The following is a 25,679-nucleotide window of genomic DNA, read 5'->3' as shown; positions in this document are numbered from 1 at the left end:
ATTTCGAATGAAAAAATATATTTTAAGTTTGTTTTTTCTAATTAGCTGTGTGCTTAACACATACGCACATACAGAAAAACAACAACAAGAAAAAATAGAAATCAGCGGCATTGTTCTGGATCAGAATAAAGAGCCACTTGTCGGAGTAAACGTTTCCGTAAAAGACATACCCGGACTAGGTGCTATTACAGATATAAACGGTAAGTTTAAAATAAAGGTTGAACCTTATCAATGGTTAGTATTCACTTTTATAGGATTTGATAAACAAGAAATACTTGTTAAAGAACAAAAGAGCATCAATGTCATTATGCAAGAAGCAAAAGCAACTGCTATCGACGAGGTTGTTATCACAGGAACAGGCGCACAGAAAAAAATTACAATGACTGGAGCGGCTACTACAGTAGATGTAAATACACTGAGAACTTCCACTTCAAGCATTACAAATGCGTTGGCTGGTAATGTAGCAGGTATAATGGCACGCCAAACATCTGGACAGCCAGGCAATAATATATCTGAATTTTGGATTCGTGGAATTTCTACTTTTGGTGCAGGTTCGGGTGCACTAGTATTAATTGATGGATTCGAAAGAGACATGAATGAGATCAATATTGAAGATATTGAATCATTTACTGTATTAAAAGATGCCTCTGCAACAGCAATATACGGTTCACGTGGAGCAAATGGGGTTGTATTGATTACTACTAAACGTGGTAAATCAGGTAAGGTTCAAATCGATGCAAAGGTTGAAACTACTTACAACACACGTACATATACCCCCGAACTTGTTGATGGCTATACCTATGCCAACTTAATGAATGAAGCACGTACTACTCGTAATAAGGAAGCATTCTTCTCTGATGAAAAGCTATACATACTCCGCAACGGATTGGACAAAGACTTATACCCCAATGTAGATTGGATGGATGTACTCTTAAAAAAAGGGGCACCAACTTATCGAGCAACTTTAAATCTGAACGGTGGTGGCTCGCTTGCCCGTTATTATGTATCTGTTAGTTACGTAGACGAAGGAGGTATGTATAAAGTGGACGAAGGATTAAAAGACTATAACACCAATGCAAATTACAGACGTTGGAATTACCGTCTCAACGTAGATATGGATATCACAAAGTCCACCTTATTGAAAGTAGGAGTCGCAGGTTCACTAGATAAAAAAAACGAACCAGGAATGGCAGGAAACATTTGGGCATCAGCCATGCGCAACAATCCTATCTCAGTTCCTGTGATGTATTCCAACGGATACGTTCCTGCCTACGGTTCGGAGAATGATCAACTCAATCCGTGGGTAGCCGCTACACAAACCGGTTATCAAGAAACATGGAACAATAAGTTGCAAGCCAATGCTACTTTAGAACAAAGCCTCAACTTTATTACAAAAGGATTAAAATTTATTGGCCGTTACGGATTTGACACAAACAACTATCAGTGGATAAACCGTAAAAAATTCCCTGAAATGTGGAGAGCAGAACAAAATCGTGCTTCTGACGGAAGTTTAGTCATGAAAAAAATCAAAGACGAACAACTAATGACACAAGAATCATCTTCTAACGGAAATCGTAAGGAATATCTAGAAGCCGAACTGCATTATGACCGTACCTTTGGAGACCACATTGTTGGAGCAGTATTTAAATATTCTCAAGACAAAACGATAGATACCTCTCAGAATGGAAATGATATTATGCAAGGTATTGATAAACGCCATCAAGGACTTGCTGGACGCTTCACCTATGGATGGAAATACCGTTATTTCTTCGATTTCAACTTTGGGTATAACGGTTCCGAAAACTTTGCACCGGGACATCAGTATGGCTTTTTCCCAGCTTATTCTGCAGCATGGAATATTGCAGAAGAACCTATCATCAAAAAACATTTGAAATGGATGAATATGTTCAAACTCCGTTATTCATATGGCAAAGTCGGCAATGACGTCGTAGGAGACAATGACCAGCGTTTCCCCTATTTATCTACCTTCGGTGCCAGTGGGGGATTTAATTATGCGGACATCGGACAAAAATATGAATTTACAGGTTTAAGCTACACACATTACGCTACTACAGCCGTAACATGGGAAATAGCAACTAAACATGATATTGGTATCGACTTCTCTTTATGGGACGATAAGTTCACTGGGACAATTGACTATTTCCACGAACAACGTGACGGTATTTACCAACAACGTAATTTCATTCCCATTTCTGTTGGTCTGAACGGAGCTATGAGAATATCTACCAATATTGGCTCTGTTTTATCCAAAGGATTTGATGGAAATTTCGGATTCAAACAACGTATCGGAGATGTGAACCTCACTTTACGTGGCAACTTCACCTATAGCAAAAGCGAAATTTTGGAATATGACGAAGAATATAGCAACTACCCATACAAAAGCCAGAGAGGTTTCCGAGTTGATCAAACCCGTGGACTTATCGCATTGGGACTATTTAAAGATTATGATGATATACGCAATAGCCCCAAACAATCTTGGGGAGATGTAATGCCAGGTGATATCAAATACGCAGACGTAAACGGTGATGGTTATGTAAATGATAATGATATAGTTCCTATTGGAGCTACAACACGTCCAAACTTAGTTTATGGCTTCGGTCTCTCCGGACAATGGAAAGGTATTGACATTAATGTTTTATTCCAAGGATCTGGAAAGTCTACTTTTTGCATTGATGGTCCCACTGTATATCCATTTGAAAATGGAGACTGGGGAAACATTCTAACTGATGTAGTAAAATCAAACCGTTGGATATTAGGTGAAAATGAAGATCCAAATGCTAAATATCCTCGTTTGAGCTATGGAGGAAACAGCAATAACTATCGCGCCTCCACTTATTGGTTGCGTAATGGTTCTTACCTACGTTTGAAAAATTTAGAGATAGGATATACAATACCAAAAAGTCTTGTTAATAAAATGCATTTAAATAACATCCGTATTTATTTTATGGGTACCAATTTAGTTACCTTCTCCAGTTTCAAACTTTGGGATCCTGAATTAGGTAGCAGTAATGGACAAAAATATCCACTGTCTAAATCATATACTTTAGGATTAACTATCAATATCTAATATCAAAGACATGAAAAAGAAACATATATTATTAGCCATTGCGTTCAGTATTGGACTAGGAGTTAGTTTATCTTCCTGTTCAGACTATCTAAGTGTAGAACGTTTCTTCAACGACCGACAAAGTGAAGAAAAAATCTTCAAAAGTAAACAATTTACTGAAGAATGGTTAGCTAAATGCTATGGGCTTTTAAATGGTTCGAATATAGAATACGGACTTATCAAATTTACACTCTCCAATTATTCGGACGATATTATTTTTAATGAAAGCGATGGTGCTGTAAATTACAACGCTCTTAAATTTGGACAATATGATAACGGTTGGGTAAATGACTCTTATATCCGTTGTTATGAAGGTGTACGCCAAGCTTCCATCATGATCAATAATGTAGATATTAACGAAGAATTGACAAAAGAAGAGATCTTAGACAAAAAGGCACAAGCCCGTTTCTTAAGAGCTTACTTCTATTGGTTACTACTTAGAAGATATGGTCCAGTACCCTTAATTCCTGATGAAACAATCAGTATTGATGAAACATATATAGGCATGTCCTGTCCAAGAGCTACATATGATGAAGTAGTAGACTATATTGATAAAGAGATGATACTTGCAGCTAACGATCTGCCTGACAGACGAGACAGACAAAATATTGCGCGGGCAACAAAGGGCGCAGCACTAGCTGTACGTGCAAAAGTTTTATTATACTCCGCTAGTCCACTCAATAATCCATTACCAAATGATCCCGATAAGTTTACAGACTTTGTTGATGATCAAGGCCGTATATTAATGTCACAAACATATGATGAAAGTAAATGGGCAAGAGCCGCTGCAGCAGCAAAAGATGTAATTGATTTAGGTCGTTATGAGTTACATATCGCAGACTATCAAGATAAAGGAGACAATACTTATCCAGCTACAGTTAAGCCTCCATACAACGCAAAATATTCTACCAAAAACTTTCCTGATGGGTGGGCAAATATCGATCCGTTTGAATCATATCGTTCGATTTTTAACGGAGATTTATATGCAAATGAAAATGAAGAATTAATCTTTACTCGTGGTAATAACTCTTTAGCAGATCAAGTGAATTATCTCGTCAGAAATCAAATGCCGACCTTTGCAGGAGGAGAGAATCGTCATGGTTTAACCGCTAAACAATGTGATGCTTACGATATGGCAAATGGTGACGCCTTTAATTTGCAACATTTCTTGGACACTTGCGACGCAAGTAAACGTTTTGTTACCGAAGATGAATACAAAGCAGGAAAATATCCGCAGCTTCGCCCGAATGTATGGAAAGAATATGCCAACCGAGAACCGCGCTTTTATGCCAGTGTAGCATTTAGCGGTGCTTTTTGGCCATTTGCCAGTGCCAAAGATGCAGAATATCGTAACCAACAAATATGGTATTACAGAGGCAACAAAGAAGGACGCAAAAACGGATCTGATAAATGGATACCAACTGGAATTGGAATGATGAAATTCATCAATCCAAATGATTGTAATACAAATAATGGAAAGATCTATGATAAAGTAGATGTCGCAATTCGCTATGCCGATATTCTTTTGATGTATGCAGAAGCTTTAAATGAACTTACTCCAGGTAATAGTTATGAGGTAACAAACTGGCAAGGAGAAACGATGGTAGTTTCACGCAATACGGAAGAAATGAGTAAATCAGTCTCAAGAGTTCGTATTCGTGCCGGAATGCCAGATTATGAACAGGAAGTATATAACGACCAAACATTATTCCGCAAAAAATTAATGCATGAACGACAAGTTGAGTTTATGGGAGAGAACCAGCGCTACCACGATTTAAGACGCTGGAAAAATGTAGCTATCGAGGAATCGGAGCAGATCTACGGTTGCAATGTATTAATGACAGAAGCTACTAAAGAAAGATTCTATGAACGTGTAAGAGTCGAGAATCTACAAGCCAACTTCTCACGTAAAATGTACTTCTGGCCTATTCTGGAAAGAGAGCTACAGTGGAATAGACGGATGACACAAGCTCCTGGCTGGGAAACTTTCGATTAATATAAAAAGAAGATAAAAATGAAAAGAAGAATAATTTATATAGTTACAATGTTTGCTGCACTATCTTTCTTTAGTGCATGTAATGACGAATGGAAAGACGAACTTTATTCACATATGATCTCCTTGAAAGCACCTATAGGCAGTGAAGAGGTGTCTGATATCTATGTACGATACAAACCTAACGGAGAAGTTGTATATGATCTCCCGGTGCTAGTCAGCGGATCAACCCCATTAGATAGAGACTTGAATGTTCGTATTGCTGTGGACCCAGACACGCTGGTTGCTCTAAATCTAGCCAACTACCATGAGTTGAGAAAAGATTTATGGTATGAATTATTACCTGAGCAAAACTATGAATTTACAGCACCTACCTGCTATATGCCTGCAGGCACAAGAAAGGAATTATTCCCTATCAAATTTAAGTTTTCTGGACTAAACCTGTCAAAAGAATGGGTATTACCTCTGACCGTTGAAGAAGATCCTTCATATGTGACCAATAAACGGAAAGGCTGGCGTAAAGCATTACTCCATGTTTTGCCATATAATGATTACTCAGGCAATTATTCTGCAACAGCAATGAATATTTATTTTGCTGGCTCTAATGACGATCCATTAGTAGTTGATAATCGAAGAGCACACGTCGTTGATGAAAATACAGTATTTTTCTATGTCGGAACGAAGGAAGATAACTCAATCGACCGGGAAACTTACAAAATTAATGTCAAGTTCGAAAAACCTATAGAAGAAACTGAAACAAAAAAAACAGGTAATCTGACAATAACAGCTACCAACCCGGCAATAAATTTCCAAATAATAGGTAATCCTACCTATGAGATTTGGGATGAAATGGATACAAATCAGCCTTATCTATTGCATCGTTATCATGTATTAAGAATGGAATATAGTTATGATGACGTAACCTCATCCAATGTTCCTACTTCGTACAGAGCTAGCGGTTCATTGCTCATGGAACGAAAGATTAATACTCTAATACCAGACCAAGACCAAGCTATTCAATGGTAAAAATGCAATATTATATCCCTACTCAATGAAATATATCAAGTCAATGGTTTGATTCTATACTAAGGAGCATTTAAACTATATGCTCAATCTGATTGGAGAAAGAATAATTATTGCCAAATAAAAAGTGACACTTAGCTTAGTTAGCAACTTCGCTATAAGTGTCACTTTTTATTCATAAACAGCCTTACTTAGATTAAAAATACTTATATTTGGCAAATTTAATTCATAAAGAAATAACTCATATTATAAATATAACATATTGATGATCTAAAACAATGAGAAAGTTACTCTTATTATTCCTATTTATTTGTGGATTAGTGCTACATGCACAAGCACAAAAGAATGTAGAATTAAGTTCCCCGAACGGAGAAATAAAAGTATCCGTCCGCCTCACCGACAAAATCTACTATGACGTAGCCTGCAATGATGAAGTTCTGTTGAAAGACAATTATCTCCAACTTAAACTAAAAGATAAAATATTGGGCGAACATCCCAAACTGTCCGGACAAAAACAGAACAAAATAAAAGAAACCTTAACCCCTGTCGTTCCACTGAAATTTTCAACGATCAATAACGAATATAACCAACTTCTACTCAATTTTAAAGGAAACTACTCAGTAGAATTCCGTGCTTTTAACGATGGAATAGCCTATCGTTTTATCACCCGCCAAAAAGGAGAAATCGAAGTATTGGGAGAAGACCTTTCATTGCAGTTCCCGACAGACTATTTATTACATCTCCAACAGCCGGGAGGGTTCAAAACAGCTTATGAAGAGCCGTACACACACATTTCCAGTCACTCATGGAAACCATCGGATAAAATGTCCGTACTTCCAGTTCTCATTGATACACGTAAATCATATAAGATACTAATCAGTGAATCTGATCTGTCGGACTATCCTTGCATGTTTCTGAAAGGAAACGGGACCAATGGCATATCCTCCATTTTTCCAAAAGTCCCCCTTGCATTTGGTGAAGACGGAGACCGCAGCCTCAAAATCGAAAAAGAAGCGGAATATATCGCTAAAACAAGTGGAAAAAGGAACTTTCCATGGCGCTACTTTGTCATTACCAAGGAAGACAAGCAATTAGTTGAGAACACTATGACCTATAAACTGGCTGATAAGAATCAGTTAGAAGATGTGTCATGGATAAAACCAGGGCAAGTAAGTTGGGAATGGTGGAACGGAGCAACCCCGTATGGGCAAGATGTAACCTTTAAAGCTGGTTGTAATTTGGAAACATACAAATACTTCATTGATTTCGCATCCAAGTTCGGAATCCCTTACATTATTATGGATGAAGGATGGGCCAAGAGTACACGCGATCCTTACACTCCTAATCCGGACGTAGACCTTCATGAGCTGATTCGTTATGGAAAAGAAAAGAATGTGGGTATTGTCCTTTGGCTGACTTGGTTAACAGTAGAAAAGAATTTTGACCTTTTCAAAACATTCAATGAATGGGGAATAAAGGGAGTAAAAATAGACTTCATGGACCGCAGCGATCAATGGATGGTTAACTACTACGAACGAGTAGCCCAAGAAGCAGCCAGACATCATTTATTTGTTGACTTCCATGGATCATTCAAGCCGGCCGGACTGGAATACAAGTATCCCAATGTATTATCCTATGAAGGGGTCAGAGGTATGGAACAAATGGGAGGCTGTAAGCCGGAGAATAGCATCTACTTGCCTTTCATGAGAAATGCGGTAGGCCCTATGGATTACACTCCTGGAGCTATGATCAGTATGCAACCGAATATCTATCGTTCCGAACGTCCTAACTCTGCAAGTATCGGTACCCGTGCATACCAAATGGCTTTATTTGTCATATTCGAAAGCGGTTTACAAATGTTGGCAGACAATCCGACCTTATATTACCGCAATGAAGATTGCACTCGTTTCATTACCCAAGTACCTGTAACATGGGATGAAACAGTTGTTCTGGAAGCCAAAGTAGGTGAATATGTAATCGTTGCGAAGCGTAAAGGAGAGAAATGGTTTATTGGTGGGATGACTAATGATAAGGAAAATGAAAGAGAATTTGAAATAAATCTCGACTTCCTGAAAGATGGCAGGACCTACCGTGTAACCTCGTTTGAGGATGGAATAAATGCAGGATATCAGGCAATGGATTACCGTATGAAATCGGCAGCAATGAATAAGAATCAAAAGCTTTCTGTCAAAATGGCTAGAAATGGTGGGTTTTCAGCTGTTCTCGAATAAGCCTATACTGTAGAAATCAAGATATCTCCCATAAAAAAGAGACTGCCTCCAATCAAAAAATGAGGCAGTCTCTCTTTTTCATAACACTCTTTATCGCTTTTCCTATTCAGCCAAGAGAACCTCTAACTCTGCCACAGCAGCCATCTTAGCCTCTTTAATGACAGCAGACAGAGCCTGAAGTTTTACATAACGTGCTTTACATGGATTAAATTCAACTGTCTGTACTTCCTTTGAATCGGCAAATGTACCAGAAGCCACAGCTTTTCCCCACTCCTTGCCATCATGGCTGATATACACTTCATATTTACCGATTCTACCTTCCGAAGAATCCTGACGAGGTGTATATTTAAGACCTTTTACTGTAGTTTCTTTAGCTAATGCAATCTGTATCTCATGAGGATAAGGAGCCAGATAGAACTGGTTATGTACCGTATGCCAGAATGTATTAATATCACCATCCGCAGCCAATTTCATACTTCCATCAGCATCACTATCCGCATATACAACCTTCTGTCTCTCTTCAGATGCACCCGATAAATTACGGACTGCATTGACATTTAATTCTGCTGCCGAAGCCCAATCCCGACCATAAATTTCAGATAAAGCAATCAATTTAAAGTAACGTGCCACAATTGGTTTCTCCAATGTTACAAACTGTGCAGAAGATGAATTTTCAAAACGACCTTTAGTCTTGTTTTCCCAGTTCTTTCCATCTTTACTGAAATAGAGCTCATAGTCCTTGATACGTCCGTTCTCAGAGTTACGAGGTTGATAAATAAACTTATCAATCTCAAGTGATGAAGACATATCCACTACTATTTCGTGGGGATGTTTAGCCACAGGATCATTCCACCGACTATGCCAGATAGTATTCAGATCACCATCGATTGCGTTACGGGCCTCTTCACCCCCATTCTCACTACTAACTGATACAATTTTCCACAGTGAACGATCCACATATATCGGAAATTCAGCTGAAGTTCTCGCACTTTTTCCTAATTGTTCTGAAACGGCATATGCTTCCACATGACCACCAGAAATAAATTCGAAAGGTTCAGTATATATCTTCTCTTCTCCGCCATTCAGACTATAATGAACAGTAGCTCCGGGAGTATTAGTCTTTAAATTCAAATAACCATTGTTATCTCTTTCTATCAATACAGGCATACATACGGGCATCTGTACGCGTGCCTTCTTTATAAGTTCTTCTGTCGAATAACTTCTCTCCAAAGGTAGTATGATAAAACTGAAAACAGTAGGCTGGGAACGAAGTTCATACTTTTGCATCGGGCCAGGACCACAACTGGCATTACCAAGCGGACGCTGATTAGCATCCAGACAAAGAACAGTTTCTTTACGCATCGGTACTTCATACTTATGAAGCAACCTACGATGATTGGCAGGGTCAACCATATCCTGCGCTGTTGCATGCAAAGCAGAAGCAGACATCTTATCACCTGCAATAAAGACAAAGCCTATTCCATCAGGATTGGTTATTGAAATCCAACGCAGATCCTCGCGATTACCCATTTCCTGTGCTCTGACATAGTTCACCCATTGATCAGATACTAACTCATCATACACGCCTACGTAAGTGGCATCTTTTCGGTCAACATAGTTTTCCAACGGTCCGCGACCATACCAACGCATGCGTTCAAAGCCTTCCGGAAGTTCCATACGATAACCAATACGGGGAATAATTACACCTTTTGTTGAAGGAATAATAGTGCTATTAACCAAAATAGAACCATCGGCAGCCACCGTATATTCTATATTAGTTCGATAATCAAAACCCGTTTTTCCCCGATATAGATTCTCTATCTGCAGAGTTACCTTATTATCTTCTTTCCGCACATTCCAATGTCCAGGTTCAAGAGTCATCTGATACAAGCCTTTCTGATACCAGTCACCATCCACTTGCTTATCATTATCAGTAGGAGCACGGAAAGCATTCAATTCCAACCCTTTACTAATCATGGGCAATTCATTTAATGTATAAGAAGAGATCGTTCCCTGCTGCTTTGAAAAAGACGCTTCAAACTGCGAGCCTTTTACCAGATATGCATCATCAGTCTCTATCAGATCAATACTACCTTCTCCTGCTTTAAATACAGGCTTCGCACTATCAGAAAGTTTGAATTGCTCTGATGCTACCTCATATCCAGCCTTTTCCCATTCAGTATCTTGCTTTTGACAGAAGCGGAACTTTATAAAGTATTCGGCTCCCGGAATTTTATTGATCTGATTATCAGCTATAGTAATGACCTTACTGTCCTGTGCGTTCAAGGACAATTCTTCCAGATTAGCCGAGAATACAACTTTTCCATCCTCTTCAATCTCATACCTTCCATATAAGTCATCCAACCCTGCATGAAATCTCTTATTAGTCAGTTTATACGTCCCATTTCCCATAGCCTCAACCCATACAGGCTGATGTATTTTTTTCACCTCGTATGCCTTAGCAGAGTATGTACGATCGGAAAAGATTACGCCATTCGTGCAAAAATTACCGTCATTCGGTGTATCTCCAAAATCTCCTCCGAAGGCCATATAATAACCGGAACCATCCGGAGCAGGCATCTTAATACTTTGATCTACCCAGTCCCAGATAAAGCCACCGACAAGTGCAGGATAGCGCTCATAAGTTTCCCAATATTCTTTGAAATTCCCGATTGAATTACCCATCGCATGAGCATATTCACAAACCACATGAGGTTTGACCGTTTCTCCATTCTGGAATTTCTGTAAACGCTCCTTCCCTACGCTTTCCAGCCATTGCACATCGGGGTACATAGAACTGGTTACATCGCAATAAGAGCTATTACCTTCATAGTGAGTAGGACGGGTATCATCGAGCTTCTTAACAGCCTCTGCAGCAGATTTAAAGTTAATGCCATTACCGGATTCGTTGCCCAACGACCACATGACTATAGAAGCATGATTTTTATAGCGTCGCACCATATTCTCACTGCGTTCCGTAAATGCTTTCACCCATGAAGGTTCAGAGGACAATGCCATAAGACCATGGCATTCTACATTGGCTTCGGAAAGAACATATATACCATATCTGTCACATAAATCATAGAAATAAGGATTATTAGGATAATGAGAAGTACGTACAGCATTAATATTCAATGACTTCATCAACTGCACATCTTTTTCCATTTCTTCTTTAGATACCGTACGACCATTCTCCGAACTATGGTCGTGTCTGTCAACTCCCTTAAACAAAGTTGATTTTCCATTAATCAACAGCCGACCATCTTGCGCTAGTTCAATCTTACGAAAACCGACCTTGACACTACGAATATCTACAGTTTTCCCTTTTTGCTTCAAAAGAATAGTGAGATTATAAAGGTTGGGCGTTTCTGCCGTCCATTTCAAAGGATTCACAACCTCAAACTGAAGTTTATTCGTTCCCGTTACAGCACGCGCATTTTGGGTAGCAATCTCTTTACCATTCTGATCCGTCACCTTCACTTGAATCTCGTTATTACTTCTTTTACCTGTAATATCTATATCCAGAGAGACGGATGCATTTTTATACTCCTTGTCTAAATCCGTACGGAAGAAGAAGTCTCTGATTTGCGTTTTAGGAGCCGACCACAGAAATACATCTCTGAATATACCGCTGAAACGCCAGAAATCCTGACACTCCAGAAAGCTACCATCTGTAAAGCGATACACCTCGACAGCAAGAACATTCTTTCCAGCTTTCAGATAAGGAGTCAGATTAAATTCGGCAGGCAGGTAGCTGTCCTCCGAATAGCCGACCTTTTTACCATTCACCCAAATATAAAAACCGGCTTCTACCCCATTAAAACGAATAAAGATGTCACGTCCTTTCCATGAATCAGGCAATATAAACTCCCTGCGATAACTACCGACAGGATTAGGCATCGTCGCAAAAGTATAGTTAGACGGACGAGGTTGAATTACATTAGGCCACTGAATCTTTTTCCAATCCCACTCACAAAAAGGATAAATCACATTGCAATATAAGGGCTTATCCCAGTTTTTATTATGTCTTACGGCCTCTATCTGCCAAGTTGCAGGGACTTTAATATTATCCCATTGGCTTACATCATATTCCGGTTTACAGAAATCCTGTGGTCGGTCTTTCGGATCAGCCACCCAGTGAAATTTCCATATTCCATTCAGCGTTTTGTAATAAGGTGACTCTTCAATAGTCAGATTCATTGCTTGTTGTTCATCGGTAAAAGGAATAGCAATCTGAACTGCTTCTTCCTTATTGACTCCCGAGACCAGCTCATTGCTCCACTCCGGCTTATCCGTGGTTTGTGCTGTTACAGATAAAGACATAAACAAAAGTGCAATCCATGCACTTCGCATGATTCGTAGTTTCATAATAATTGATTGAGTTATTTAGTTTAAATGTTCTTCTATAATATTTTCCTAAAATTTATTCGATTACAAATGTAGCGGCTTTTACCTATTTCATACCATAAATTTGTGACATTATTATACACATTTATCAAATATAACCGAATAATCTTCACTATGATCAGATTATTTCCTAATTTGAACAATCGTTTACACCTTTTCTTCTTTTAAATCTCTATTTTTACAATCAGCTAAGACACTTAAATTATACAATAACAAAAATTACAAAACATGAGAAAAGCACATCTGATACTAGTTGGTTTACTACTCTCTTTTGCAGCAAACGCAACCAATGATATTCCTCGGCCGGAATATCCCCGCCCACAATTTGAAAGAACTACCTGGGTTAATTTAAATGGTACGTGGACATATGAATTCGATCTTGATGATTCCGGGAAAAAGCGTAACTTACCTACGGCAAAGGAGCTTAGCAAAACAATTACGGTTCCTTTCTGCCCGGAAAGCAAACTATCCGGAGTTAATCACACGGACTTTATAAAAAAAATGTGGTATCAACGTTCTCTGCCGATACCCGCTGACTGGAGCAACAAGAAGATTTTACTCCATTTCGGCGCTGTCGACTATTTAGCAGAGATTTATATAGACGGACGCCTCGTCGGTTTTCATAACGGCGGAAGCTCTCCTTTTGTAATAGATATCAGTCGCATAGCCAAACCCGGGAATAGTCACAATCTGGTAGTATCCGTGTCCGATGATGCAAAATCAGGTCGTCAGGCATGCGGCAAACAGTCTCCGGAGAAAAACTCCTTTGCCTGTTTTTATACGCGTGTCACAGGTATCTGGCAAACGGTGTGGATGGAAGCTCTCTCTCCCTGTGGACTGAAATCGGCAAATACCTATCCGGATATTGACAATAATCAATTGATCATTACTCCGGAATTCTATCAGATATCCAATGACCAGACACTGGAAGTTACGATCTATGACAGCCAGAAAAAAGTCGCTCAAGTGACATCAAAATGTGCCAATGGCAGTAACCTGATCTTACCGATAAAGAATATCAAGCTCTGGAGCCCCGAAACTCCCCACCTTTACGATATCAGTTACTGCGTCAAAGATGCCAAAGGGCAGATCATCGATGAGGTAAAATCATATGTAGGTATGCGCAAAGTGCATATAGCCAATGGCAAATTTTACTTGAATAACGAGCCTTATTTCCAGCGTCTGGTTATGAATCAGGGGTATTATCCTGATGGAATCTGGACTGCACCTACCGATGAAGCCCTTAAAAATGATATTTTACTAAGTAAGGAAGCCGGCTTCAACGGGGCACGGCTTCATCAAAAGTTTTTCGAAGAACGATTCCATTACTGGGCAGATAAGCTGGGATTTATCACTTGGGGAGAGTCTCCTAACTGGGGAATGAATCCCGATGACGAGGTCGCATCAAGAAATCTTCTCAGTGAATGGATAGAGATACTCGAACGAGACCGTAATCACCCTTCTATCATCACATGGGCACCTCTTACTGTACCATTGAGCAATGTTTCGTCCGGTACATTTGCACGCCTGGTATTTGACCTGCAAAAACTGACAAAAGCAATCGATCCCAGTCGCCCGTTCAACGACCTTACCGGCAGTGGATTCCATTTCCTGACAGATATCTGGAGCATCAGTACTTACGAACCGGATGCAACACGTTTCGCACTAAGCTTAAAGCCGGACAAGAACCAGGCAGCTTATGCCAACCAACCTTTTATCATCGGTGAATTCGGCGGTATTGTATGGGAAACATCCAGAACCAAGGAAGACACATGGGGACATGGAGGAACATTTACCAACGAAGATGCCCTCTTCGAACGCATCGAAAAACTCATCAATGCGATTCAATCCTCCGGAATCATCAGCGGATTCTGCTATACACAGTTTTCAGATATCGAACAAGAGAAAAACGGTATCTACACTTACGACCGACAGCCTAAATTTGAGATGGAACGGATTAGATCTATCTTTGAAAAGATTCCAAGCAGACCGATAAAGAAATAAGTTCAGCTTGCTAATAGTATAATTCAGCCCGTCAATATATTCAAATCGAATTATATCGACGGGCTGAATATCCCTTTAATCAGGGTGAAACCTTACCGTTTACTCTCAATATATTCAATCGCTTTTCTAATCCACATATCTTCTCCTGCAGCTATATCTTCTACAGTCTGTTCCACCGGAATATCAATAGTCACTCCATCCCGTTGATTCAATTTCCATTCAGGATAGAATGCTCCCGCCATTGTATAGGTGAATTTAATTCCCCGAGGCAAATATAAATATCCGACATGACCGTTCGCACCGGCAGTTTGCGTACCGATAACCGCACTTTTTGGTGCCACTCTATAAGCGACAGACATTAGCTCTCCAAAACTCTGAGTCATCTCACTTACAAGAATAGCAATCTTACCTTTGAAATAATCAGGATTTTCTTTAAAACCAATTTTCCCAATTATATCAAGACCAAAGTTACCCGGAAATTTCTTCGAATTAATGGAATACCACATAAATGTAGTCGGTTGAGGATAAAGATATTTTCCAAGTACTTCCATAATGTCCCATCTCGGATACTTACGCATATCCAATATAATTCCTTTAGCATTCAAATTTGTTTTCATCATCTGATCCAGTTCCGGAAGCCCCATTATACCTGCATCTACATAAAGAATCTTTCTGGCATCCAGTCCGTAATCTGACGGACTCTTTCGGCCTTTAAAAGATGCTCTTTCAAAAGACTGCATGGGTATTGTATATTCATGAGACTGCCCTTGATTCTCCACCGTGACTTTCATTTCATTCTCCGATGTAACAAATAGTCTGAATGAGACATTCCTCAGTAAACCATGCTCATTTGAAGAAGGCAATATAGAACGGTAATTGTCGATTATTTCCGAAATCGGTTTATCATTTACAGCCAGTATGACCGATCCCCGCTCAATCTGTTTTAATGCAGTCGATTCTACTACAAGCTTACCGTCCGTTGTCTGAGTCAATCCCAATGGAAGACCATACAATCGGGGAGCATGATTCGGAAATTCAAGCCCTCCATGTGAATCATTGATTTCAGCAGCCAGTTTTCGTATAGAATGGTCCAAATCTTTTTCCGAAGAGGCATTGATAAATTCAGGCAGATATTGCGCCAGCAGAGTACTCCATCTATGGTCTGTAAGGTTGGCGTAAGGATATCCATGTTCGATGGCATTCCACAATCTATAAACCGTAAGAATACGATATCCCTGATCTTCCCAGTCGATTGAAGGATAAGGTTTGTCTCTGGCAAATTCCACCTCCTCCTTTCCGGTTAATATCGGAAGATAGTAGTTCAATACACTATTACGTTTGGCATTCTTGATTCTCACTAGTTTTTCAGACAGTTTCTTATCGAAGACATTCGGATCTTCCAGCCAGCCAAGCTGTGCAAAACGATGATATTGGGCCGAATCTCCGATTACATACTCCTCGGTTTCCGTGATTTTACCGTACTTATCTATCCATTTGTTTAACAGTGAGTTCCTTTCCTTTTTGCTCTTCACAGCTGCTATCCCGGGCATCACTCTGAACAATTCAAAATCCCAGTTATACTTTCCAACCACAACCTGCGGATGAAAATACTTAAGGAATCCCCAAACCTTGCCCAAAACCACCAAATTTTCCAATGTTTGCCCGTCAACGTCTCCAAGTGATATTCCTGAATTTCCTGCGAACTCCAGATCCTTGTCTACTTCAACATCCGGATTCTTGATTAAATCAAGTGACTGTCCATCTATCAGCACCTGGCAGTCGTTCACCCAAAGCCTGGCCTCCCCGTCACAGAGTATTCGAAAGAAAAATTTCTTGGAACGTGTAAACGGCATTTCCACATAAAAGTCTTTCCAGTCCTGACTGCCGTTACATTCAAAATCAATAGCCTTCTCGTCTATTCTTTGAAGGTGAGTGTCCAGTTTAATTGCGAAACTCACTTTGGCATTATTTGCCTGCTGATATTTGTATTTGCCTTTAAACACAATCGTCTTACCTGTAATATCGCGGTTATTCATGCCGAAATAAGCTTCTGTTTTCTTTCCCCGTACAGACGGAATCAACAATGACGACTGATTATTAAAGAGCACTTCTTCATCTACCCGAATATCTTGATTTTCACTATACCAAGCCATCTTAGGCATTTCCCGCATTGGATCAAAGGAAATAATACGCGTACCGGTAAAAGTAAGAAGTCCCTTTTTACTTTGATCAGACTGCGCATATAAGTTAAAAGCAACCAACGCGAACACTAATAAGCCAACTAATCTGTTTTTCATATGTATCATAGTTTTGTTGTCAATTCAAATATTTACAGGTTTGTACTCTGGACACACCAAAGGTCAGAAAAAAGAAACACTACCAGAGAAAATATCTGTTCATAATTTAGCAATATCTGTTTATTTCAACCCTAAACACATGTTTTAGCGAAAAATTCGATATACTCAACAAGAAAACAGAGACAGCTTCATACGTTTCGGACGTAATCTCTATTTTATAATTCAAACATAATATCATCTTATCTATTATGAGTATCTTTGCACTCCGAATATATACTTAACTATGAATAAAGTCAACGGTTTCCTGTACGGTCTGCTTTCGTCGGCCTCTTTTGGGCTTATCCCCCTATTCACCATTCCTGCCATGCAGGCGGGCATGCAATTCGAATCGATACTCTTCTATCGCTTCCTGTTTGCGTGTATGGCATTAGGCGGGATTCTACTGATCAACGGGCAATCCTTTCGAATCAGCAGACGGGACATTCCTTCCCTGCTCCTGCTTGCGATACTTTATCTGATGTCTGCCGTCTTCCTGTTCTGGGGATATAAGTTTATGGCAAGCGGTGTAGCCACCACTATTCACTTCATGTATCCGGTACTGACTACCCTGGTCATGATGCTATTCTTCAAAGAAAAAAAGTCCGGTTGGCGGATAGCCGCCATCGCCTCTGCCGTGATAGGTGTCTACTTCTTATCCGGTGGAAATACAGAGACAGGAAGTTTCTCATTTTTCGGCCTTTTCATCGTTCTTTTATCAGCATTGGGATATGCACTGTACCTTGTCACAATGAGCCAGTTAAAGATCGGCCGGATGAAAGGATTACTGCTCACTTTCTATGTCTTTCTTTTCGGAGGAATCTTTCTCCTTATCGGAACCAGCAGTATCAGCCATCTTCAGCCTATCAGAGAATGGCATACTGCCGGAAATCTAATCTTGCTGGCATTAATCCCGACCGTCGTTTCCAATCTTGCACTGGTCAGAGCAGTAAAAAGCATCGGCTCCACACTCACCTCTGTATTGGGAGCTATGGAGCCGGTAACTGCCGTATGTGTAGGCATCTTCCTCTTTGGAGAAGCATTCACCACAAGTATTGGCGTAGGCATTGCACTGATTATCGTTGCTGTAATGGTAATTATACTGAAACGATAAGAGCAGCCTTCCTATAAAATTGTTTTTCCGTTTCAGCGGGTTAATTTCAGTTCCTCGATAAGGTTAGCAGCCTTTCCATACTTTTCCATAATGAAAAGCATGTAGCGCACATCTACTCCGATACAACGCTGCAAATCCGGTTCAAAGACAATGTCACTGCTCATCGCTTCCCAATTGCCGTCAAAAGCAAGGCCAAGCAATTCCCCTTTCGCATTGAACATGGCACTGCCGGAATTTCCTCCCGTAATATCATTATTCGAGATAAAACAAACGTTCATATCTCCCTTTTCATCGGCATATCTGCCGAAATCACCGGAAGAGAGTAAAGCCAGAAGATCCGGTTGAACTGCAAAGTCTATATCGCCTGCATGTTCCTTTACTTTCTCGAAAATGCCTTTTACCGTCGTATAATAACTGAAGGTAGCCCCGTCAAAAGGAGAATATCCACAGACTGTACCAAAACTAAGGCGCATGGTGGAATTGGCATCAGGATAGAAGTTACGGTCGGCATACATACGACGCATAGCGGCATTGAACAGGCGTTCATCCTGCTCTATCTGTTCGGAAGCCTCTGAGACGCTCTGATTCATCTCATAGTATTTCACTATTAGGTCGAGGCTTAAAGAAATGGCAGGGTCCTCGATGAGATTATAGGTCGTGTCACGTTCAAGGAAGCGCTTCAGACCCTTCGGAGAAGTGATTTGAGAGGTAGCATACAAAGAGTCTACATAAGTCTGGACATTTCCGTTATACAAGGTGTCTATTTGCAGATACATCGCCGGAAGGTATTTCTTATCCACTTTGGACCGGTATTCTTTGAGCATGGCCGCAAATACTTCCTTATCAATAGACAGATTCAGGTTATCGTATTTCTCCAGTAACTTTTTCATGCGGGTAACGACCAACTTCTCTTCGGCCTCAAAATCGAAATTCAGTATTTCGAGTGCCAATTGAACCAATTCGGGACCATTAATGAACGACTCCCCGAAATAAGCAAGGGTACGGTTTGTTTCCCTACGATTATTATAATTCAGTTCCAGAGAAGAGAACAGACGAATCAGTTTCTCCCTTTCTTCCGGATGAGACTGAATCCAGTCCCGGAGGGCTGCTTCTGCTGCGCGCTTCTTTTCCAGCACTTTCAGGTGCCGGATGGCTTTATTCATTCCTATGCTGTTTTTCCAGTAGTTGGAACTTTCATCGTATTTAGAAGCATACTTGATACGGATATCCGGATGGCGATCCATTTCCCGCTTCCAAATAGCCTGTTTTACCCCGCGCACATCGATCATGGCCTGATTAATGCCGTTCATCATTTCTTCGATCCCATACGAAGAGAGATAGCGCTCCGTACTGCCCGGATAGCCGAGAGTCATACAGAAAGAGCCTTCCTTGTATCCATCCAACGAAATAGGAGCTACGTATTCCGGATGATAAGGGACGTTTTCTGGCGAATAATCCGCCGGTCCGTTCTGTTTGTTGGCATAAATACGGAAAACGCTGAAGTCACCTGTATGGCGAGGCCACATCCAGTTGTCCGTGTCCCACCCGAACTTGCCGACTGAAGAAGGAGGAGCAAAAACCAGCCGGACATCATTATAATCGCGGTAGACAGAAAGCCAGAACTCGTTTCCGGCGTAATACGCATCGACAATTCCCGTCAACGTAGAGTCCTTCTCTGATACTTCCATGCCGATTACATTCATGACAGAGTCGACAACTACGCGACGTTCGCTTTCCGTATGAGCATGTTTGGCAGCCGAGAGCACACGCTTGGTCACATCCTCCGTACGAAGAAGGAAACGGACATATAATTCGGGATTCGGCAGTTCTTCACCAAGATTGCGGGCTACAAAACCATCCTTCAGATAATCATGTTCTACGGAAGAATGCTGCTGGATACTGCTGAAACCACAGTGATGATTGGTAAATACCAGACCATCTTCGGAAACCACCACTCCCGAACAAAATCCACCGAAACTGACAACGGCATTTGCCAAAGCCGGCTTCTTCGGATTATACAGTTTATTTACAGGCATCTGCAAACCGAGTTCCTTCATCACCCGTTCCGCCTGTTTGTTCTTGCGAAGGTTCCCCAATAGCCACATTCCCTCGTCAGCAAATGCCTGTGACAGGCAAAGGGAGAGGAGAATCATTGCGGTTAGTCTGAGTTTCATGCTATTATTTTTAGATTTATATATTCTATGATCAATCCGGGAGCCATTATTCGGTAATGAGCCTCAACTTCTTCGCTCCCACCCGTGCTTTCAGCCATGCGCTGATTTTCTCCTTCTCGGCAACTGACGGATGTTTGCCAAATTTCAAAACAGCCAGTGTCACCGTATCCGTTTTCATCGAGTCTACCCGTGTTTCCAGCGAGTGAGCGATAGAAAGCGAAGTGATGGAAGGATAAAGCACCTTCAATTCGGGCACCAGAGTACGCCCCATCGTATCGTACTCTTTATATTGAGCGAGGTTTTCTTCCAGTCGGGTTATCTTTTTCTGCTGTTCCTGCAGGCGTTGTTCGCTGTTTTTATAAAAGTCCTCCATCACCATGGCACGAATGGAAGAGACATCTACCGCCTCATTATTCATCCCTTGCAGTACGGTCAGCTTTGTTTCTTCCAGCTTGTATTCTTTCAGTTTGCTACGGGCAATGGATATCGAAGCATCCGGAACTTCGGGACCGATCAGAACCACGCGGATGTCTTTATGCTCATAACTGATCTTCTTATCAAGTACCTGCGTATTCTCAAAGTTCAACTGCTCATTGATAAACCGATTGGCTGCCGTCTCATAAAAAGTACTTTTAATGATGCCGAACGTCAGATAAACAGCCGGGCACATCGTCAGCACAACAATCAGAATGATGTATTTACGCACCATCTTCTCGCGTGCCTTATCCACAAATTCCTTACGCTGGAAGTGCATCACCCGCACACCGATGAAGGTAGCCAGACTGATAAATACGGAGTTGATAAAGTAGAGGTAGAATGCACCCAGAAAGTAAACCAGATTGCCCGATGCCAGACCATAACCTGCCGTACAAAGGGGAGGCATCAACGCCGTAGCAATGGCAACTCCCGGAATCACATTTCCCTTCTCTTTGGTAGACAGGGCGACAACTCCCGCCAAACCACCGAAAAGTGCGATGAATACGTCATAAATCGTAGGCGAAGTACGCGCCAACAGCTCCGATTGTGCTTCGGCAATAGGAGTGAAAAGAAAGAAGATGGTTGCCGTCGTCACACTGAAAGCAGTCGTGATGAGGAAGCTCTTCAAAGAACGTTTCATCAGTTCGAAATCATTCAAACCGACAGAAAGCCCGACACCCATGATAGGTCCCATCAACGGTGAAATCAACATGGCACCGATAATCACTGCCGTAGAGTTGACATTTAAGCCCAGTGAAGCCATAAAGATGGCAAAAATAAGAATCCACAAATTGGCTCCTTTGAATTCTACTCCTTTTCGGATAGAGTCAACGGTTTCCATTTCATTGTCTTTATCCTTTTTCAAGTCCAGGTATTCACCCAAGAACGACTTGATCGCAAACTTATTCCGTTCATCTGTCTTCATAGTCATTTCTTTTTTATAATCCGGTTAATAACAGGAATCTGACTCAGAGGCAGGTCCCGTTTGATAATATAAGCAATAAATAGTAGCAGAAGGACTGTGCGGAATGCAAGAAGCAAGACTGTATTATGAATCGGTATCCATTCACCAATCAGATACAGAATAATAGCTAAGCCTACATAACAACCTATTCCACGCAAATCATAAGCAATAGGATATTTCTTCTGACCGACAAAATAAGAAAGCAACATAGCTATGGCATATCCGGTAAAACCCGCCCATGCGCAAGCTACATACCCATATACAGGAATCAGGAAGATATTCATCAGAACAACAGTCAGACAGGCTATAATGGAGAAATATGCCCCCCATCTGGTGTCATCCGTCAGTTTATACCAAAACGAGAGATTAAAATAAATCCCCATAAACATCTCCGCAATCATCACGATGGGAACTACCCTGAGTCCCTCCCAATAGTCTTCTGCTATGATATAACGTAAAATGTCCAGATAAAACATGACTGCCAGGAATGCCAGCAGCGTAAAGATGATAAAGAACTTCATTGCCTGCGCATAGATTCGTTTATTATCCTTATCCTTACTTTTGCCAAAGACAAAAGGCTCGTATGCGAAGCGAAAAGCCTGCGTGATCATTGCCATTATCATGGCTATTTTAGTAGCTGCACTGTAAATACCCAACTGTACATCCGCTTCCACCTTATCGGGGTAGACAAAAGGAAAAATAATCTTGTCTCCAACCTGATTCACAATGCCTGCCACCCCTAATATCAGAATAGGGAATGAATAATATAACATCCGCTTCATCAGCAAACGGTCAGGACAATAGCGGAATTCACGGAATTCAGGTATCAGCCCGAGCATTACAACAAAAGAACAGATCAGATTAATAAGAAAGGCTACCCCTACGTCATCGCCTTTCATGACAACAAAATAAAGGATATTCAGCAAGATACTGACAAATATAAATAAGAGTTTCAGTCCGGCAAACTTGATAGGACGTTTCTTATAACGAAGATAAGCAAACGGAATAGCCTGAATGGCATCCATAGCCAGTACAATCAGCATCATGCCCAGATACCATGGATGTTCACTATACCCCATCAGCCCTGCAATAGGATTGAGGAAGACCAGACACAACAGCAAAAACAGGAGCGATACGCCCCCTACCATCAATAACGAAACAGAATATACCTTCTTCGGATCGTCATCTCCTTTATTGGCAAAACGGAAAAAGCCGGTTTCCATTCCGAAGGTTAGCACCACGAGCAATAACGCCACAATAGCATACATCTTGGTGATCACTCCATATCCTCCGGAAGCAGCAGGAAGTGAAAAAGTATAAATCGGTACCAGAAAATAGTTCAGAAACTTACCAATAATACTGCTGGCACCATAAATCGCAGTGTCCTTTGCCAATGACTTTAGTTCTGCCATGTTTATTTAGATCTCTTTATTATCAATGAATAATATTATTTCTTTTGTTTGAACAGCCACTCCATGAAGCCCGGATAATTGAATGCAGGATTCCAGCTGCCATGATTGCAACCGGGGAATTCGATATATTCCACCTTTGCTCCGGCAGCTTTCAGTGCTTTGTACGCTTCACGCGACCCTTCAACTGTTACCACATCATCGGCATCCCCATGAAATATACGGAACTTCACTTCTTTGGCAGCCGGCAAACGGTCCGGATTCACCGATCCGCAAATGGGAACGGCAGCCGCAAAAATCTCCGGATAACGGACCACCAAATCATACGTCCCCATCGCTCCCATTGACAATCCGACAATATATATCCGTTTTTTATCGACTTCGGGCATGGCCAGATAAGTATCCAGCAATTGTTTGAGAGTCCGGGTAAGAGAACTCATCTCCTGTCCTGCAGGCATATCTGCCGGAAACAGTGATTTCGGACGTTCCGTATAAGCCCAGTAGCTACCTGCCGGACATTGAGGAACAAGTACGAAAGCCGGATATTTCTCTCTGTTGACAGGATTCAGAAACATCTGTCCGCCATGCGTCAGTTGTCTTTCATTGTCATTTCCACGCTCACCGGCTCCATGCAGGAACAGGACCAGCGGATATTTCTTCCCCGCCTTCATTGACTCGGGGCGAATCATCCGGTAAGGCAAAGAATCTCCTGTGGAAGAGACAAATACGTCCTTCTCATAACCTTGTTGAGCTGATAATGACAGACTCAAAGAGAGAAATACAAGTAAGATACTCCACTGCTTCATACTCCAATCATTCAATAAAATCAGTTATCTGTTTAAACGTTCCTCAAAAAGCCTGCTGTTAATTGTCGCCAACACTCTCCATACCGACAGCCGTCAGATCAGACTATCAGTCATTAAACAAGGTTTTCTGACTGCTATAGAGGCTCCTTCCCAAATGCTTATAGGCAAGCTCCGTCACTTCACGTCCACGAGGAGTCCGTTTCATAAAACCTTCCTTGATCAGGAAAGGTTCATACACTTCCTCGATGGTGCCCGCATCTTCGCCCAAAGCGGTAGCAATGGTTGTCAGACCGACAGGACCGCCTTTAAACTTGTCTATGATGGTACAAAGTATCTTGTTGTCTATCTCATCCAAACCATACTTGTCGATATTCAACGCTTCCAGCGCAAACTGAGCTATTTCCGTATCGATAGAGCCGGAACCTTTCACCTGCGCAAAATCGCGTACGCGACGAAGTAAAGCATTGGCAATACGGGGCGTACCACGACTTCGGGATGCAATCTCCGATGCCGCCCGCACCGAACAAGGTACGTCCAGTATGGAAGCTGAACGCCGGATGATATTACTCAGAATATCATCGTCATAGTACTCTAAATGCAGATTAATACCAAAACGGGCACGAAGTGGAGCCGTCAGCAATCCGCTACGGGTGGTTGCACCGACCAGCGTAAACGGATTCAGGTCAATCTGAATGCTACGTGCCGAAGGTCCCTTATCAATCATGATATCTATCCGGTAATCCTCCATGGCCGAATAGAGATATTCCTCTACCACCGGCGATAAACGGTGAATTTCATCGATAAAGAGCACATCGTTCGGTTCGAGACTCGTCAAAACTCCTGCCAGATCGCCCGGTTTGTCGAGCACCGGACCGGAAGTTACTTTAAAGCCTACTCCCAATTCGTTAGCTATAATATTGGAAAGCGTTGTTTTACCCAATCCGGGAGGCCCGTGCAGCAGAACGTGGTCGAGTGCTTCGCCACGCAGACGTGCCGCCTTCACAAAGATGCGAAGGTTTTCCACCACCTTATCCTGCCCGCTAAAGTCTTCAAAGCTTAACGGACGGAGCGCATTTTCAAAATCCCGCTCCCGTGAAGTCAGCTGATGTTCGCGTATGTTAAAATCTTCTTGTTCCATTTTCTTCTTGAAATGTAGGAGACAAAGATAGAGAAATCCATTCATTTTCGATATAAGAAAGAATAATAAAAACCTCCGGCCATTACCCATTTCTCTTTTCCAAGAGGAATAATGAAGAATAAATCTCAAAATTGATGCGATGATAAGATGTCATTCAGTCTTCTTTCGGTGACTTCATTCCCTGATAACAAGGGGATCATTTTCAATATTACCAAAGCGCAATTATTCTCAAAGGCATGAGAAAAATTTCTCAATGCAATGAGAAAATATTCTCATAGGCATGAGTATTTTTTCTCACTGCGGTGAGAATTTTTTCTCATCACGGTGAGAATACTCTGAGAATATAGCAACCTGCATCTGGCTGTGTATAAACATAATAACAAGTAATTGCTTTCCGCTTTTCCCCTGCTATTTAATGACCATAAAAGCCTCTTCTTCCTAAAAATATCGTATTTACACATTCTTTTCTTAAGCAACGC

At 41.2% G+C, this 25,679-nt stretch carries 13 protein-coding genes; 6 read left to right on the top strand and 7 right to left on the bottom strand.

Going from position 1 to position 25,679, the window contains the following annotated elements; translation table 11 throughout:
• The first annotated feature begins 7 nt into the window (after window positions 1-7).
• The 4 genes from BT_RS16700 (at window position 8) to BT_RS16685 (ending at window position 8,374) form a co-directional block, all read left to right on the top strand.
• The gene (locus BT_RS16700) at window positions 8-3,088 is read left to right on the top strand and encodes a SusC/RagA family TonB-linked outer membrane protein (RefSeq protein WP_008767514.1); all 3,081 of its coding nucleotides are present in this window, start codon (window positions 8-10) and stop codon (window positions 3,086-3,088) included.
• A gap of 10 nt (window positions 3,089-3,098) precedes the next feature.
• Window positions 3,099-5,123 carry a RagB/SusD family nutrient uptake outer membrane protein gene (locus tag BT_RS16695; RefSeq protein ID WP_008767513.1) on the top strand — a complete coding sequence of 675 codons (2,025 nt, stop codon included), beginning with the start codon at window positions 3,099-3,101 and terminating at the stop codon, window positions 5,121-5,123.
• Window positions 5,124-5,141: 18 nt separating this feature from the next.
• Complete coding sequence (locus BT_RS16690; RefSeq protein WP_008762898.1) at window positions 5,142-6,146, top strand: DUF4973 domain-containing protein; 1,005 nt, start codon at window positions 5,142-5,144, stop codon at window positions 6,144-6,146.
• Window positions 6,147-6,421: 275 nt separating this feature from the next.
• Window positions 6,422-8,374 (top strand): glycoside hydrolase family 97 protein, encoded by a 1,953-nt coding sequence (locus tag BT_RS16685; RefSeq protein ID WP_011108748.1) that lies wholly within the window; start codon window positions 6,422-6,424, stop codon window positions 8,372-8,374.
• Between the two features lie 102 nt (window positions 8,375-8,476).
• Here BT_RS16685 and BT_RS16680 read toward each other — a convergent pair whose 3' ends face one another.
• Window positions 8,477-12,742: a glycoside hydrolase family 2 TIM barrel-domain containing protein gene (locus BT_RS16680; protein WP_011108747.1), complete on the bottom strand. Its 4,266-nt coding sequence runs from the start codon at window positions 12,740-12,742 to the stop codon at window positions 8,477-8,479.
• Between the two features lie 267 nt (window positions 12,743-13,009).
• On the opposite strand from BT_RS16680, the gene BT_RS16675 reads away from it, so the two are divergent.
• A complete protein-coding gene (locus tag BT_RS16675) occupies window positions 13,010-14,785 on the top strand; it encodes a glycoside hydrolase family 2 protein (protein ID WP_011108746.1) in 1,776 nt (591 codons plus the stop codon).
• 92 nt (window positions 14,786-14,877) lie between these two features.
• Here BT_RS16675 and BT_RS16670 read toward each other — a convergent pair whose 3' ends face one another.
• The gene (locus tag BT_RS16670; protein WP_162303097.1) at window positions 14,878-17,082 is read right to left on the bottom strand and encodes a S41 family peptidase; all 2,205 of its coding nucleotides are present in this window, start codon (window positions 17,080-17,082) and stop codon (window positions 14,878-14,880) included.
• Window positions 17,083-17,365: 283 nt separating this feature from the next.
• On the opposite strand from BT_RS16670, the gene BT_RS16665 reads away from it, so the two are divergent.
• Entirely contained in the window at window positions 17,366-18,232 is an 867-nt protein-coding gene (locus BT_RS16665; protein ID WP_011108744.1) for a DMT family transporter, read from the top strand.
• A 32-nt stretch (window positions 18,233-18,264) separates the two neighbouring features.
• Here BT_RS16665 and BT_RS16660 read toward each other — a convergent pair whose 3' ends face one another.
• The 5 genes from BT_RS16660 to ruvB all read right to left on the bottom strand — a co-directional run bounded on the left by BT_RS16660 (window position 18,265) and on the right by ruvB (window position 25,200).
• Window positions 18,265-20,406, bottom strand: a complete 2,142-nt coding sequence (locus BT_RS16660; RefSeq protein ID WP_011108743.1) for a S46 family peptidase — start codon at window positions 20,404-20,406, stop codon at window positions 18,265-18,267.
• Window positions 20,407-20,452: 46 nt separating this feature from the next.
• On the bottom strand, window positions 20,453-21,808 hold the full coding sequence (locus tag BT_RS16655) for a TIGR00341 family protein (protein ID WP_008762895.1): 1,356 nt from the start codon (window positions 21,806-21,808) through the stop codon (window positions 20,453-20,455).
• Window positions 21,809-21,810: 2 nt separating this feature from the next.
• Entirely contained in the window at window positions 21,811-23,259 is a 1,449-nt protein-coding gene (locus BT_RS16650) for a lipopolysaccharide biosynthesis protein (protein WP_011108742.1), read from the bottom strand.
• Window positions 23,260-23,294: 35 nt separating this feature from the next.
• Window positions 23,295-24,062, bottom strand: a complete 768-nt coding sequence (locus tag BT_RS16645) for a dienelactone hydrolase family protein (RefSeq protein WP_011108741.1) — start codon at window positions 24,060-24,062, stop codon at window positions 23,295-23,297.
• Between the two features lie 106 nt (window positions 24,063-24,168).
• On the bottom strand, window positions 24,169-25,200 hold the full coding sequence (gene ruvB / locus BT_RS16640; protein ID WP_008762892.1) for a Holliday junction branch migration DNA helicase RuvB: 1,032 nt from the start codon (window positions 25,198-25,200) through the stop codon (window positions 24,169-24,171).
• Between the last annotated feature and the right edge of the window lie 479 nt (window positions 25,201-25,679).

Origin of the sequence: Bacteroides thetaiotaomicron VPI-5482 (genome assembly GCF_000011065.1) — a bacterium.
GTDB lineage: Bacteria > Bacteroidota > Bacteroidia > Bacteroidales > Bacteroidaceae > Bacteroides > Bacteroides thetaiotaomicron.
Note: the sequence above shows the minus strand (reverse complement) of the source record. Positions and strands in the feature narration are given on the sequence as shown.